Consider the following 17190-nt stretch of genomic DNA (forward strand, 5'->3'; position numbering starts at 1 on the left):
CATCTTGAAAAAATCAATATGAGAAAAGAAATTAACCGATATCTCAAAAACTGGCCTTGGTTTGTCTTGAGCTTAATTCTATCAGTAGGCCTAGGGTATATATATTTACGCTATACTACACCTTTATATAGTGCTAAAACAACTATTATTATAAAAGATGAATCTTCCAAAGGAACCGAGTCTGCCATCTATGCAGATATTGGGCTTTTAAGTGGGGCAGGAACTAAAAACATGGAAAATGAAATTGGTATACTTCGTTCCAGAAGATTGATGCATAATGTTGTTAAATCCTTAAATATTAATATCCAGTATTTTATTGAAGGTAAGGTAAATACAATGGAAATTTATGAAGCTATTCCCCTTAATCTCCAGGTTCTTAAGCTCGACGAGCAAAGATTAAAGGAAAGGGGTGGAGCAACATATGAAATAAAAAAAATGAAAGAAGATCTATATCAAATACAGGATATGGCCTCCGGGAGGATCTTTAATGTCAAATCCGGTTCTCCTGTAGATCTTGGATTTTCGAATGTGGTGCTGGGGCCTGGGGATTATGGTGAAGGTTTTTCCCTACCAATTATTGTGAAGTTCACAGAAACAGAAAAAATGGCAGCTCATTATCGAAATCAAATTTCCTTTATACAGGAAGATAAAAGCTCCAATTTTATTGAACTGGCCCTTACAGATCCTGTTAGAGAAAAGGCTAGAGATATTTTAGATCAATTAATTCTCGAGTTTAACCGTTCTGCGATAGAAGACAAAAACCTCATTGCCGGAAATACTGCGAAATTCATTAATGAAAGACTGGCAATCATAAATGGAGAACTAGACTCTGTAGAATCCGGAAAAGAAATGTTTAAAGAACAAAACAGGCTAACAGATATACAGGCAGAATCCCAAATGTTCATTCAAAATGCCAGTGATTACAACAAAAAAATGCAAGAGGTAGGCACCCAGCTTGAACTTGCCAATGCTATGCTGGAATATATATCTAAAAATTCCAGAAGCGACCTTTTACCTACCAATTTGGGTCTGTCTGAAGGTGGGGTAAATGGGCAGATAAATGAATATAATGACCTGGTGCTGCAACGAAACAGAATCCTCTCAGGTTCAAGTGAAAAAAACCCAATAGTTATTAAGCTCAACAGTCAAATTGATCAAATTAAAGGAAATGTAGTACAGAGTCTGGGTAGGATGCGGTCAAATTTACAGATAGGCCAGGAAGATCTAAACAGGCAGGCTTCCAGTATTGGATCCCAAATATATGCTGTTCCTTCTAAAGAGAGACAGTACAGAGGTATTGAAAGGCAGCAGAGTATTAAGGAAACTCTATATTTATTTTTATTACAAAAAAGAGAAGAAAATTCCCTTGCTATGGCGGTCACTGAGCCTAAAGCCAAAATTGTTGACAGGGCTTATTTTAACGATTTTCCAATCTATCCAAATCCAAGGAGTATTTATTTAGGAACCTGCGTCTTAGGATTGTTTCTTCCATTTTCGGTTATCTATACCAAAGGAATAATGGACAACAAAGTAAGAAAGAGAAACGATATTGAAAGTTTTGGGCCAAATATTGCTTTAGTTGGTGAAATACCCCAGGTTAAAAAAAATGAAATTATAAGATTGAATGACCGGTCCATGTTAGCAGAATCCTTTAGGATATTGAATACCAATCTTCAATATCTCCTCATTAATTCCAAGAACAACAAACAAGCAAAAATCCTGTTGGTAACCTCTACAATTAAAGGGGAGGGTAAGACTTTTACATCAATAAACCTGGGAATAACCATTGCCAATACTTCCAAACGTGTATTGCTTATAGGTGCAGACCTTAGGAGTCCTAAATTACAAGACCAGGCTATTAATCTTAGTCAAAAATTGGGATTAAGTGATTATCTGGTTGATGATGAGGTGAACTTGGAAAGTCTTATCAAAAAATCCCACCTTCATCAAAATATAGAAATTCTTGCTTCTGGAAGTATTCCTCCAAATCCTTACGAGTTATTAAAATCTGAAAAAGTGGAAGAAATGTTTCTTTTACTGAAAAAAAAATATGACTATATTTTAGTAGACACCGCCCCTTCAATGCTGGTAGCAGACACTTTTATCTTAACACAATATGCAGATCTTATCCTATACATGGTAAGGGCGGGTTATACTGAAAAAGAATTGCTGGAATTTCCAATAAATGCCATGGAAAAAGGAAAAATGGAACACGTTTGTTTTGTGCTTAATAATGTAAATAAAACAAATTTGGGTTACGGGAACAAATATGGGTATGGTTATGGTGAAGAAAAGAAAGGTTTCTGGGAAACCAGAAAGATTCTAAAAACAGTTCCTACATAGCTATTTCTCACAAAATCGACCAAACAAATAATATTCTTATGAGAATTTAAATTTGGGAAAAAATCTAAAGTTTAGATTCACTATTCCAGACAGAAATACCTCATTAAATTATCTATAGTTTATAATTTTTAGATAAACAAAAGAATGAAAATTCCCAGAAAAAGAAAAAGCGACCCCCTCCAGCTCATCCTGTGTTGTAGCAATATTAATACTACCACTTCTTCGTTGGTATAGGAGATTTAACCGGATAATATTTTCAAAAATTAATTTCATTTTACTTTAGGAACCTGAATATTAGTTTGATTCTATATACCATTCCTCTGTTTCTTCTTATTTCCCATTGACTCTTTTAATCATTTTTTTATTATGAAAAATTTCTACCACCTTCAAAACATGGTAACTGGCTTATCATGTTTTATTTTAATCGTCTTTGGATTGTTTATAGACATCCATGCCCAAAGTTTCTCCCAAAATGGTATTAACTTCAATGGTAAGGGGTCAGTGAGTAATGGGACATCTCTTACTTTTGGACCAGATGGGCGTTTGTATGTCACAGAATATACAGGAATAATTAAAATTTTCACTCTGGAAAGAGTGGGACCGGGTGACTACAAGGTCACTTCCATGGAGCAGTTAACAGGAATTCAGTCTATTCAGGATCATAATGATGATGGCAGTTTGTATTCCAGCACCATGCGGGAAACAATTGGAATTGAAGTAGTAGGAACAGCAGAAAATCCGGTTGTGTATGTTTCTTCAAGCGATTTCCGCATTGGTGGAGGTGGTGGAGGTGGGAACGGAGATGTTGGGTTGGATACCAATTCCGGGATCATTACCCGTTTTAGCTGGAATGGAAGCAGTTGGGATGTGGTGGATATAGTTCGGGGTTTACCAAGATCTGAAGAAAATCATGCTACCAATGGGATGCAGTTTACCACCATCAATGGAGAAGATTATCTTATAGTAGCGCAGGGAGGACACACAAATGCGGGGGCACCCTCCACTAATTTCGCATATACAACAGAATATGCACTTTCTGCTGCTGTACTTTCTGTAAATCTTACTCAGCTTGAGGCAATGCCAATCCTTAATGATAATGGCAGAAAATATGTTTATGATCTTCCTACTCTGGATGATCCCACCCGTCCCAATATAAACGGTATTACCGACCCTGAGGCACCGGGATATGATGGCGTAGATATAAATGATCCATTTGGAGGAAACGATGGGTTAAATCAGGCCATAATTGTTACCGGAGGACCAGTTCAAATATTCTCTCCCGGGTACCGCAATGCGTATGACCTTGTTGTTACAGAAAAAGGTGCAGTATACGTAACCGATAATGGCGCCAATGGTGGTTGGGGAGGATTCCCTGTTAATGAAGGAGGAGGAAATGCAACTAATGCTTACGACCCAAATGAGCCCGGCAGTAGTACGGCAACTGCAGATGGCGAAAAAGTAAATAACAAAGACCACCTTTCTCTAATAACCCTGGATATTCAAAATTATGAATTCGGAAGTTTTTATGGAGGTCATCCTACCCCTATAAGAGCAAACCCAGCTGGTGCAGGAATTTATACTAATCCATCTGTAACAGGAACTGAAGGGGCGGTTTTTAGAACATTGATTTACCATCCTTCCAAAAATTCAGCCGGATTCACAACCGATCCAAATATTGGCCTTCCTGCAAACTGGCCACCTGTAAATGTGGCTAATCCTGTTGAAGGTGATTATCGTGGCCCGGGAGATCCTAATCCCGACGGTCCTGTTGACGCTTTTGTCACAATTTGGGGCACCAATACCAATGGAATTGATGAATATAAAGCTTCCAATTTTAACGGGGCAATGAAAGGTGATCTAATTGCAGGTGTCAATACAGGTGATCTTAGGAGAGTCGAACTTAATGAGGATGGAAGTTTAAAACAATTAACTCCTTCTTTTGCTTCAGGAATTGGCGGGGATGCACTTGGAGTAGCATGTAACGGAGATAATGATGTATTTCCAGGAACTATTTGGGTAGTAACTTTGAATGGAAAACTTGTTGTGCTTGAACCTCAGGATTTTGGTACTTGTCTTCAACCTGGCGATGAAGGTTATGACCCTCTTGCAGATTATGACCAGGATGGATATACTAATCAGGATGAAGTAGATAATGGAACAGATCCCTGTAATGGAGGATCTCAGCCGAATGACCATGATAAAGCAGCCGGAGCCCCTTTAATTTCAGATATGAATGACCCCGATGATGATAGCGATGGGATTCCAGATTCTGAAGATGCTTTTCAATTGGGAGACCCTTTAAAAGAAGGTAGCGATGCCTTTCCACTTCCGGTGATAAATGAACTTTTTTCCAGTAATCAAGATCTGAAGGGATATATGGGGCTGGGAATGACCGGGTTAATGAATAATGGTGATCCCAATCCTAACTGGCTCAATTGGCTTGATAGGCGTGATGATCCTAATGATCCTAATCCCAATGATATTCTTGGTGGTGCAATTGGCGCAATGACAATGCAAATGACAGCCGGCACAGCCTATGGCACAAAAAATAATCAGGAAAAGGGGTTTCAGTACGGGGTACAGGTAGATCAATCCAGTGGAGTTTTCACAGTTGCAGGTGCTTTATATAATTTTTCTGCACCCCTGCAATTATATGGAAATTCGGCAGCCCCGGAGGGTGAGCTTGGAATTTTTATAGGAGACGGTTCTCAAAGCAACTATATAAAATTTGTACTCACCCAAGCAGGATTACTTGTTCAAAAGGAAATAAACGATGTCCCGGGAACACCCATTCAATTAAATATACCGGTAAGCAATAGACCTGCGTCAGGCATTGTCCTTTATTTTGTTATCGATCCGGCAGATGGTAATATTCTCTTAGAATACAATTTCGACAACGGAATAAGACAAACTTTAGGGTCGATTAATGCTGAAGGAAAAATTCTTGAGGCAATCCAGCAAACTACCAAGGACTTGGCAGTTGGTTTTAGCGGAACTTCTAATGCACCTGGAGTAGAGGTGGAGGGTACCTGGGATTTCCTTAATGTAACAGCAGATACACCTGTTGTTGTGCAGGATCTGCCTGACCTGCTGAAAACAATTGGATCAGCAGGTGAAAACATTGATTTGAATGAATATTTTTATGATGATAAAGGGATAGAAAACCTTACTTATAGTATTACGGAAAATACCAACACTTCAGTTGGAGCCGTTATTAATCTTAATATTCTCAACTTAAGTTTTCCAACGACTGCAGCTATATCAAATATTACCATCCGGGCCACAGATTCAGATCTTAATTTTATAGAGCAAACCTTTAATGTTACGGTGCAGGAAGCTTCCGCAATTCTATACAGAGTAAATGCAGGAGGTGCTGCGATTAGCTCTATTGATGAGGAAATTGATTGGGAGGAAGATACTTCGACTAATAAATCTCTTTACTTATCTGAAGCAGGAAGTAACAAAACATACGCAGGTACCATTACGAGTTTCTCGGGTGAAGTTGACTTGTTGACAACCCCCACTGCCCTTTTTAACAAAGAACGATATGATGATGTTCCAGGATCGCCAAATTTAACCTATTCCTTTCCTGTCCCTCAAAGCGGATTTTATGAAGTTAGGTTGTATATGGGGAATGGCTGGTCTGGGACTTCTGAACCGGGACAACGTATTTTTGATATATCAATAGAGGGTGTAATTTATCCTGAACTGGATGATCTCGATCTTTCAAAAACATTTGGTCACAGTGTTGGTGGTGTGGTTCAAAAAACAGTTGAAGTAACAGATGGCGTTTTAAATATTTCCTTTATTCATGGAGCTGCTCAAAATCCACTTATCAACGGTATTGAAATTTTAGCATCTTCTGGGGTTCATACACCAATCGAAGTTGCAACGATTCCAGACCAGATCAACTTTGTTGGAGAAGAATTGGATGGCAGTCTGGTGGTAGTTGCAACGGGAGGAGATGGAAATCTTAATTATTCAATTTCCGGTCAGCCTTCAGGAATAACAATAGAACCAACAAATGGTCAAATAGGCGGAACAATTGATCTTAATGCAAATATTAACAGCCCCTATACCGTTATTGTTAAAGTGGATGATAGCGATGATCAATCTACAGATGCAGTAAGTACAAGCTTTACCTGGACCATTACGGGAGATACACCTATTATTGTGCAGGATCTTCCTGATCTGCTGAAAACGGTTGGAGCAGCAGATGAAAATATTGATCTAAATGAATATTTTTATGATGACAAAGGAGTAGAAAATCTTACCTACACCATTGAGGGAAATACAAACACTGAAGTAGGGGCCACTATAAATCTTAATATTCTCAGCTTAAGTTTTCCACCGGCTGCGGCTGTATCAGATATTACTGTTCGAGCTACCGATTCAGATCTTAATTTTATAGAACAAACCTTTACTATTACTGTGAAGGAAGCTTCAGCAGTTCTATACAGAGTAAATGCAGGAGGGGCTGCAGTTAGTGCCATTGATGATGAAATGGATTGGGAAGAGGATACCCCAACGAATAAATCACTTTACTTATCTGAAGCGGGCAGTAATAAAATATATGCCGGTTCTATTACCAGTTTCTCTGGTGAAGTAGACCTGGTAACAACACCTACTTCCATTTTTAAAAATGAAAGGTATGATGATGTCCCAGGAGTGCCAAATTTAACTTATTCATTTCCTGTCCCTAAAAGTGGATTTTATGACGTGAGGTTATATATGGGAAATGGCTGGTCTGGTACTGCTGAACCGGGTCAACGTCTTTTTGATGTATCAATAGAGGGTGTGATCTACCCTGAACTTAATGATGTCGATCTTTCAGCAACATTCGGTCACAGTGTTGGGGGTATGATTCAGAAAACTGTTGAAGTAACAGATGGCGTTTTAGATATTTCCTTTATTCATGGGGTTGCTCAAAACCCGCTTATTAATGGGATAGAAATATTAAATAGTAAAAATAATAGTTCCACAATCTATGTCAAACAATTAGCAATTCAGGAAAATATCATTGGTGATACTCTTGATGGAAGCCTGGTGGTCTCCGGCTCAGGAGGTGACGGAAATCTGAGTTATTCAATGACAGGTGCTCCTGCAGGAGTGAATATAGATCCTGCAAGTGGGGTAATAACCGGTACGATTGCCATGGATGCTCACCTGTCTTCTCCGTACAATGTTATTGTTACTGTAGACGACAGTGATGAAGACCTGAGTGATACTGCTACCATGCAGTTTCAATGGAGAATTCTTTCCGAAAGTTCATTGTCTTGGATGGATAAAAATGAAAATGAAAACTATACCGGTAGACATGAATGTTCTTTCGTTCAGGCCGGAGATAAATTTTACCTAATGGGAGGTAGGGAAAGTGCTAAAACAATAGATATTTATGATTATACTACTAATACCTGGTCATCTTTAATAGGTTCTGCTCCATTAGAATTTAATCATTTCCAGGCCACAGAATATCAGGGATTGATATGGATTATTGGGGCCTTTAAAACCAATAATTTTCCTTCCGAACTACCTGCAGAGCATATTTGGATTTTTAATCCTGCAACTAAGGAATGGATACAGGGACCAGCTATCCCTTCTAACAGGCAAAGGGGTTCTGCCGGATTAACAGTGTATAATGACAAATTTTACATCTCGGGAGGAAATACGATAGGACATGATGGAGGATATGTTGCATGGTTTGACGAGTACGATCCGGCGACAGGAGTTTGGACCCCCTTAGCAGATGCCCCAAGGGCAAGAGATCATTTCCATTCAGCTGTAATTGGAGATAAATTGTATTTAGCAGGAGGTAGATTATCCGGAGGTACCGGTGGGACTTTTAAACCAGTTATTCCGGAAGTTGATGTTTATAATTTTTCTACTTCATCCTGGAGCACCCTCCCCGTTAATTTACCTACTCCAAGAGCAGCTGCTTCAGTAGTAACATTTGAAAATAAACTACTTGTTATTGGAGGAGAAGTGGAAAATGAAAATGTAAATGGTGTGTTAACTAATGATGCACTTAAAATTACTGAGGAATATAACCCTCAATCTGGCTCGTGGTCCAGAATTGCCGACTTGAATTATAAAAGACATGGCACCCAGGCAATTGTTTCGGGTAATGGTGTTTATACTTTGGCAGGATCCCCAAAAAAGGGAGGTGGTAATCAAAAGAACATGGAATATTTAGGAACAGATGCCCCTGTTGGAGAAGCTGGTGTTGCAAGCAAAATGTCAGTTCCCTCTTCTGTACAGATAAACCAAGGTGTAGTAACTGAAATACCAGTTAATATAATTGAAGGTAATACAGGCATCTTTATAAGTTCAATTGAACTGCAGGGACCTGAAAGAGAAAAATTTAATATTCTTTCAGGAAATCTAACAAATGCTTTGTTAAAAGCTAATTCAGCACATACCATAGCGATTGAATATACTGGCTTGAATGGTAGTGAAACAGCAAATTTATTGATCAATTACGGTGTAAATGGTCAGGAAATAATTTCTCTTGAAGTTATTAATGATGGAATTACAGTTACTCCGGTTCCTGACCAAACTAATGTAGCCGGAGATCTTCTTGATGGTACCTTGACAGTGGTAGCAACCGGAGGCGACGGACCACTTGTATATGCAATGACCGGAGCTCCTGGCGGTGTGGTAATTGATCCCGCCACAGGAGTGATAAGTGGAACCATTGCTATAGATGCTGATATTTCCAGTCCTTATACTGTGATTATAACAGTAGATGACAGCGATGAAGAAACTCTTGATGCGGTGACGACAAGCTTTACCTGGACCATCACATCGGGAGCTCCTGTAGTTGCAGCAATTTTACCTGATCTTGAACGGATCGCCTCTTCAGCCAATGATGTTATTGATCTACACCTTCACTTTGATGACAATGACGGGGTGGAAAACCTTATCTATACGGTTGCACAAAATACTAATATGACTATAGGGGCTGTTATTGCTGGGAACTTACTAACGCTTAGCTACCCTGCAGATCCTGCAATAGCTGATATTACCATTCGTGCCACAGATGCAAACGATAATTTTGTGGAACAAACCTTCCGGGTGACTGTTATTTATAATCCAGAAGGAACTCCTATTGAGGTCTCCCAAATTGAGGCCCAGGAGAACATTGTGGGAGATGTTCTGGATGGCAGCCTTACAGTGATAGCCACAGGAGGTGATGGCCCACTTGTATATTCAATGACAGGTGCCCCGGCGGGAGTAATGATAGATCCTGCCACCGGAGTGATAAGTGGAACCATTGCTATGGATGCTGATGTTTCCAGCCCTTATAACGTCAATATAACAGTGGATGATAATGATGAGCATACGACAGATGCAGTGACCACCACCTTTACATGGACCATATTAGGTGATGAACCGGTAATTGTAGAGGTGATGCCAAACCTTGAGAGATATGTGGGGGCCCAGGATGAGACTATAATGCTAGAAAACTATTTTGACGACAACGAAGGAATCGATAATCTTTTATTTTCAGCAACATCTAGCAATGAAGCTGTGGAAGCAGTGGTAAATGGAAAAACTCTAATTTTGAGCTATCCTTCTTTACCAGCGGTTTCCAATATTACTGTTCGCGCCACAGATGTCAATTCCAATTTTGTCGAACAAAGCTTTGTGGTTACTGTTAAAGAAATTCCATTGGTTCTTTATAGAGTTAATGCAGGCGGGGCTCATGTGGCATCCATTGATAATGAAACGGATTGGGGTGCAGATACCGCTCTTGAAAACTCTTCTTACCTGATTCAGCCCGGAACCAATACGGTTGCAGGGTACTCCATGAATAATTATTCTCAGGGAGTTGATCTTACAACAACTCCAACATCTATATTTTCTTCAGAAAGATCGGACACCAGTCCGGGAGTTCCAAACATGACATATTCCTTCCCGGTACCAAAATCGGGAGATTATGAGATTAGGCTCTTTTTTGGTAACGGTCATCCCGGAACTTCAAGGCCTGACAGGCAAATATTTGATGTAAGCATAGAAAATGTTGTACATCCGGAATTGAACAACATAGATGTGGTAACCTTATTTGGAAATCAAACAGGGGGAGTAATTAATAAAACTGTAACTGTTAACGATGGAATTATTGATATAAGTTTTATTCACGGGTCTAAGAAAAATCCTATTATAAATGGAATTGAAATAATTAGCAGGTTAGAATCTGAAACCGATACTCCAATTCAGGTTGCCCAGATATTTAACCACTCTAATTATTCTGGAGATATCCTTGATGGCAGCCTGTTGGTGAATGCCACGGGGGGAGATGGAGCACTGGTATACAGTATCTCCAATGCTCCTTCAGGAGTGGTTATAAATTCAGTCAATGGAGTAATTTCAGGAACTATTTCACAGGATGCCCATCTTTTAAGTCCATATGATGTTTCAGTGACTGTAGATGACAGTGATGCTCATAATACCGATGCTGTTACAACCAATTTCAGTTGGAAAGTAGAACCTAAAATAAATGAAGACCCATATATAACACAGGTCCTGCCTAATCTTAACAGGCTTACCGGAGCTGTAGATGATAACATTGATCTTCATAACTATTTCGATGATAATGGTGGGGACGAGAATTTGATTTATTCAGTAACCGAAAATACTGATCCGGCAATAAGTACAATCATTTCTGCCAACATTCTAACTCTAAACTATCCTACATCTCCGGCCCAATCTACAATCACTATTAGGGCCACAGATATGGATGGAGGATTTGTGGAACAGTCTTTTACAATTACGGTAACAGAGGAATGTAATGAAACCAATAGCTCAACCTGGTACGCAGATATGGATAGTGATGGTTTGGGAGACCCCAACAATTCAGTGGAAAGCTGCGAACAACCTGAAGGATATGTTTCCAATAATGATGATTGTGACGATACAGATCCCAATATTGGAGCAGCCACCTTATGGTATGCAGATAAAGATGGCGACGGTTACGGAGATCCAGAAGATAGTTTAGCAAGTTGCTCTCAACCTGCAGGTTATGTGGCAGATAATACAGATTGTAACGATAATGACAATACCATTTATCCAGGTGCACCTGAGATACCTAATGATGGAATAGATCAAAATTGCGATGGCGAAGACCTCGTGGAAGATGCTTTCCAGGGTTGTACAGCTGAGTTCTGGGCCTCCTCTTCCAACTGGTGTAGTTCATACCAGCCAACAGATAGTTTCTTTAAAATTTTCGGGATTACAAATCAAAGAGGTGTAGGCGGAAAATCAGGAACATTAACCTTATTGGAGGCGCTAAGCATTAAAGGCGGTGGATATAATAAACTTGCCAAACAAGCCACCGCGGCCTTGTTGAATGCTTGTTCCCCGGGAGTTGCTTATCAATATACGGAAACACAAATCAAAGCTGAGGTCCAGGTAGCCTTTAATAACAATGTTTATAATAACTCTTATGCTAATACCTTAAGCAGCAAATATGAAACTGCTAATAATGCCGGCTGTCCTTCAGGGGCATCAACTACCCTGGCTTCAAAATCTTCTGAAAACTCTGATAAGGAGGCTGAGGCATCTGTATACGAGGAGGAACCGGGAGTAGAGGAAGTTATTAGAATTAAATTGTATCCAAACCCTGCAAATGCTGAGGTTTACCTACAGACGCCAAATTCTTCTGTGAAAATAACCTCTGTAGGAATGTACGATTATAATGGAAGGTACATTCGAACATTTACTGCGGGTGTTGAACTTCGGTTAGAAGGTGAAAACAGGTATAGTTTTAATATAGCAGGAATGCAAAATGGAGTTTACATTCTTAAAGTTTCTACTGAAAGTTCCGGCATATTTACTTTAAGATTGATCAAGGAGGACTAGCAAACCTGTAAAAAATTAAATTTATAAGGTGGGATTTCAGTAATGGAATTCCACCTTTTATTTTTTCTGATATTGTGCAAATGAAGGGTTGAATTCAAGCGGAACTGTCCATCTGTGAATGATTCCGGCAAATTCTTTAATTAATAATTTTTTTAGACCGCAGGTAAAGAAAATCCTAATTTTAAGATTTCCACTCAAACTTTATCTTTTATTTAAGACCCTAACGCCCTCTTCTCCTTCGGCATCTGTCGCTTATTTTATAATTTAGAAAATAGGAAAATTAACCATTCTAAATTTCTTTTCATGAAAATAGGCTTCCACGCTTCCCACGAACAATTTACACCCCGGCACCTACTGGAATTAGTACAACTGGCAGAGGAAGCCGGATTTAAAGAAGTGCTTTCTTCAGATCACTTTCACCCCTGGAGTGATAAGCAGGGGGAGAGCGGATTTGCCTGGAGCTGGCTTGGAGCTGCTATGCAGGCTACTAATCTTAGCTTTGGAATTGTTAATGCGCCGGGGCAGCGATACCACCCGGCGATCATAGCCCAGGCAGCGGCCACTTTGGACCAGATGTTCCCGGGACGGTTTTGGCTGTGCCAGGGGAGCGGGCAGGCCCTCAATGAAAATATTACCGGCGATAAATGGCCGCCAAAAGATACAAGAAATGCCCGATTAAAGGAATCTGTAGATATTATTCGCCAGCTGTGGAAAGGGGAATATGTGACACACCACGGGATCATAAATGTGGAAAAGGCGAAGTTATTCACCCCTCCTGTAGAAAAAATACCGGTTTATGGAGCGGCTATCACCCCCAAAACAGCAGGATGGCTGGCAGAATGGGCAGATGCTTTGATCACCATTTCCAAACCTGAAGATGAACTCAAAAAAGTTACTGAAGCTTTTAAAAATGGAGGAGGCGAGAATAAGCCAATGGCGATCAAAGTCCAGATATCTTATGCACCTACTGAAGAAAAAGCTACGGAAGGTGCCTGGGAGCAATGGAAGAACAACATCTTCCCCAGTAAACTTCTGGCAGATATCAATACGGCCGATAAATTTGATGATCTGGGTGAAAAAGTTCGAAAGCAGGATTTAAAAGAGCATGTTATAATAAGTAATGACCCTCAAAAATTCATTGACAAAATAAAAACCTTCCGTGATCTGGGATTTGAAAAGATCATCATCCATAATGTAAATAAAGAACAGGAAGATTATATCGATTTCTTCGGTAATGAGGTCTTAACAAAAATCATCTAAAATTGCCTAAACCTTCAGCTAAATAAAAAAGAATGAATAAATACTGGTATAAAAATGCGGTTATATACTGCCTCGATGTCGAAACCTTTAAGGATACAAATAATGATGGGATAGGTGATTTCGAGGGGCTCAAGAATGCACTTACCTACCTTTCAAGCCTTGGGGTTACCTGCCTTTGGCTCATGCCTTTTTTTGATACTCCAAATGAAGATAATGGCTATGATGTAAGAAATTATTATGAACTGGATACGCGCCTGGGAGATCTTGGAAATTTTACTGAAGTGCTGGATGCGGCAGAAGAAGTTAGAATAAGGATCCTAATAGACCTGGCGGTAAACCATACCAGTGAAAAGCATTACTGGTTCCAGGAATCCCGAAAAGGGAAAAAGAACAAATACCGGGACTTTTATATCTGGAAGGATGAGAAGCCGGAGGATGATGGGGGAAATATGATGTCCAAGGATGGTGATGGCGGTTCCAACTGGAAGTACGACAGGAAAGCAAAGGCCTGGTATTATCATACTTTCTTCCCTCACCAGCCAGACCTTAATATCTCCAATCCGGCTGTGCAAAAGGAGATCTTCAGGATCATGCATTTCTGGTTAAAACTTGGGGTATCCGGCTTCAGGATGGATGCTGCCCCGCACATGTTTACTGAAAAAGGACAGGTAGAATTTGGTGAAGATCCACACGAGATCTTCCGCAATTTTCGTGAATTTGTCGAGACCCAAAAAAAAGATGCTGTCCTTTTGGCTGAAGTTGACCTGGAGCCTGAAAGATATCAGGACTTTTTTGGGGATGAAGACCAAATGCACATGCTTTTTAATTTCTACGTGAATAATTATTTGTTTCTATCCCTGGCAAGGGGAGAAGCTACTCCGGTGGCAAATGCACTAAAGGAAATGCCGCAAACCCAGCAAAAGGAACAAATGGCGATCTTCATAAGAAATCACGATGAACTAAATCTCGATAAACTTTCAGAAAAAGAAAAGGAAGAAGTTTTTGAGGCTTTTGCGCCAGAGGAGGATATGCGAATCTTTGGCCGTGGTATTAGACGGCGTGTGGCATCAATGCTTAATAACGACCGGAAACGGATCGAGCTTACTTATAGCCTGCTTTTCACTCTTCCGGGAACTCCCGTGTTGAGATATGGGCAGGAAATAGGAATGGGGGAGGACCTAAGTATGGAAGGCCGGGATAGCGTGAGGACTGTGATGCAATGGACCTCCGGTAAAAACGGCGGATTTTCAGGAGTTGCGAAAAAGGACCTTATAAGGAATATCGTATCCAAAGGAGAATTTGGTTATAAAAAGATCAATGTTAATGATCAACACAGGGATAAGGATTCCCTTCTCAACTGGATGACCAGCGTAATAAGGTTTCGCAAAGAATTTCCTGAATTTGGCTGGGGAAACTATGAAGTACTGGATACAGGAGATAAGCGGGTACTGGCCACCTGCCGTAGATCTGAAAAAGGAATGGCACTGGCACTCCATAACTTTTCCAAAGAGGAGGTCACTGTCAAATTGAACCTGGAGGAGCCAGATGATATCGAAGATATTTTTGGGGATGAAAGATATAAAGCCTTTAACCCGAAGGATCAAAAAGTAAAATTAAATGCTTATGGATACAGGTGGCTGCATAAGCGCAGGAAATTTGTATAGGATCTGGAAGATAGAAAAATTAAAAAAGCAGAAAAAAATATATTATGACGGCAAAGGACTATTTATGGTGGCAAAAAGAAATTGTTTATCAAATCTATCCCCGGTCTTTTAAAGACAGTAGTGGAGATGGAGTAGGGGACCTTGCCGGGATAATTGAGAAGCTGGATTATATAAAAAATCTTGGGGTGAAAGTTATTTGGTTATCACCAATTTTTCCTTCCCCCATGGCCGATTTTGGCTATGATGTAAGCGACTACACAGGTATTCATCCTTTGTTTGGAGATATGAAAGACTTTGATCGTCTCCTGGAGGATGTACATAAACGGGGAATGAAACTATTACTGGATTTTGTTCCTAATCACAGCTCCTACAAGCATGAGTGGTTTGAGGAATCAAGAAGTTCAAAGGATAATCCCAAACGGGATTGGTATATCTGGAAAGATCCCGCGCCAGATGGTGGCCCGCCAAATAACTGGCTAAGTGCTTTTGGAGGCAGCGGCTGGGAATATGATGAGACCACGGGGCAATATTATTATCACGCCTTTTTAAAAGAACAGCCGGACCTTAACTGGAGAAATCCTGAAGTTCAGCTGGCCATGATGGATCAAATGAGATTTTGGCTGGATAAAGGAGTGGACGGGTTTAGAGTAGATGTGATGTGGCATATGATCAAGGATGATGAGTTTAGGGACAATCCGCCAAACCCCGATTATACCGAGGATAAATCTCCTTACGACAGGCAGCTACAGGCGTATACCACAGACCAGCCGGAAGTGCACGATATTGTGAAAATGATGCGGGGAGTAATAGAGGAATATGACGAGAGGCTCCTTATTGGGGAAATATATTTACCTGTAGAAAGACTTGTTACCTATTATGGCCAGGATAATGAAGGGGCACATTTACCTTTTAATTTCCAGCTGGTAACCTTACCCTGGGATGCAGAAACCATCGAAGCCGCTATCAACAAATATGAAGGCGCTTTGCCGCCACATGGCTGGCCAAATTGGGTTCTGGGAAACCACGATAATTCCCGTATTGCAACCAGAGTAGGAAAAGAGCAGGCACGGGTGGCCGCAATGCTACTGCTCACCCTGCGTGGCACTCCTACCATGTATTATGGAGATGAAATAGGAATGGAGGATGTGAAGATGTCAAAAGAGCAGGTGCAGGATCCCCAGGAAAAGAATATTCCCGGCAAGGGACTTGGCAGGGATCCGGAGAGGACTCCAATGCAATGGGATGACTCCCCTAATGCCGGATTTAGCAATTCAGAGCCATGGCTGCCACTTATGGATAATTATAAGGAGGTTAACGTGGAGCGGCAGGAAGAGGATGATCAAAGTATGCTAAACTATTACCGATATTTGATAAAACTTCGCCAGAGTGAAGAGGTGCTTCAAATCGGGGATCATTTACCTGTTTATACTGAAGGGAATTTACTGGCTTACATTAGGGCAGGCGATAAAAGAAAGATTTTGATCGCTTTAAACCTGGGAAAGGAAGGGGGAAATTTTGAACCGGATATGGACGGAAAGATATTACAGGGAGAGATACTTATGACCACTGCCGGGCCCGGGGAAGATCGAAAATTTGAAAAAAAGACCACATTAAAGCCCAATGAAGGCTTAATCATATTGCTGAAGGATTGATTAATAACAGGAATGATTTTTTATTAAAATGTAAAAAATGAAAGCTCTAGGAAAGAAAACATGGGTAATTGCTGAAGGTTACATCCCTTCTTACGGCAATGGCCCTGAACCGGAATTTACCAGTCACGAAACAGCCTGTATTCTCAATACGTCAAATCAAAAGGCAGAGGTGGAGATCACCATTTTTTTCACAGATAAGGATCCGGTTGGTCCATATAAAATTACTGTAGATGCGCAGCGAACTATACATTTAAGATTCAATGATCTTGAGGATCCTGAACCGGTGCCTCTGGATACAGATTATGCCTGTGTGATAGAATCGAATATTCCAATTGTAGTACAACATACCCGTTTGGACTCCAGGCAGGCAGAGAATGCTTTATTAACAACTATAGCCTATTCTGAATAGA

Annotated in this window: 6 protein-coding genes; all 6 read left to right on the forward strand. The window is 40.3% G+C overall.

Annotated elements, in window-relative coordinates; all coding sequences use genetic code 11:
- The first annotated feature begins 18 nt into the window (after positions 1-18).
- The 6 genes from FHG64_RS00530 to FHG64_RS00555 all read left to right on the forward strand — a co-directional run bounded on the left by FHG64_RS00530 (position 19) and on the right by FHG64_RS00555 (position 17189).
- Complete coding sequence (locus tag FHG64_RS00530; protein ID WP_246054227.1) at positions 19-2343, forward strand: GumC family protein; 2325 nt, start codon at positions 19-21, stop codon at positions 2341-2343.
- A 366-nt stretch (positions 2344-2709) separates the two neighbouring features.
- Positions 2710-12204, forward strand: coding sequence for a malectin domain-containing carbohydrate-binding protein (locus tag FHG64_RS00535; protein ID WP_139064619.1), 9495 nt, complete (start codon positions 2710-2712; stop codon positions 12202-12204).
- Between the two features lie 303 nt (positions 12205-12507).
- The gene (locus FHG64_RS00540) at positions 12508-13464 is read left to right on the forward strand and encodes a TIGR03885 family FMN-dependent LLM class oxidoreductase (RefSeq protein WP_139064620.1); all 957 of its coding nucleotides are present in this window, start codon (positions 12508-12510) and stop codon (positions 13462-13464) included.
- Positions 13465-13496: 32 nt separating this feature from the next.
- Entirely contained in the window at positions 13497-15128 is a 1632-nt protein-coding gene (locus tag FHG64_RS00545) for an alpha-amylase family protein (protein WP_139064621.1), read from the forward strand.
- 44 nt (positions 15129-15172) lie between these two features.
- Positions 15173-16780: an alpha-amylase family glycosyl hydrolase gene (locus FHG64_RS00550; protein WP_139064622.1), complete on the forward strand. Its 1608-nt coding sequence runs from the start codon at positions 15173-15175 to the stop codon at positions 16778-16780.
- A gap of 37 nt (positions 16781-16817) precedes the next feature.
- Positions 16818-17189 carry a sensory rhodopsin transducer gene (locus FHG64_RS00555; protein WP_139064623.1) on the forward strand — a complete coding sequence of 124 codons (372 nt, stop codon included), beginning with the start codon at positions 16818-16820 and terminating at the stop codon, positions 17187-17189.
- Position 17190: the final 1 nt, after the last annotated feature.

The organism is Antarcticibacterium flavum (genome assembly GCF_006159205.1).
GTDB classification, from domain to species: Bacteria; Bacteroidota; Bacteroidia; order Flavobacteriales; family Flavobacteriaceae; genus Gillisia; species Gillisia flava.

Bases quoted from the DNA above. Each gene is read 5' to 3' on its own strand.
- FHG64_RS00550 (WP_139064622.1), top strand. From the start codon at position 15,173: ATGACGGCAAAGGACTATTTATGGTGGCAAAAAGAAATTGTTTATCAA.
- FHG64_RS00555 (WP_139064623.1), top strand. From the start codon at position 16,818: ATGAAAGCTCTAGGAAAGAAAACATGGGTAATTGCTGAAGGTTACATC.
- FHG64_RS00530 (WP_246054227.1), top strand. From the start codon at position 19: ATGAGAAAAGAAATTAACCGATATCTCAAAAACTGGCCTTGGTTTGTC.
- FHG64_RS00540 (WP_139064620.1), top strand. From the start codon at position 12,508: ATGAAAATAGGCTTCCACGCTTCCCACGAACAATTTACACCCCGGCAC.
- FHG64_RS00535 (WP_139064619.1), top strand. From the start codon at position 2,710: ATGAAAAATTTCTACCACCTTCAAAACATGGTAACTGGCTTATCATGT.
- FHG64_RS00545 (WP_139064621.1), top strand. From the start codon at position 13,497: ATGAATAAATACTGGTATAAAAATGCGGTTATATACTGCCTCGATGTC.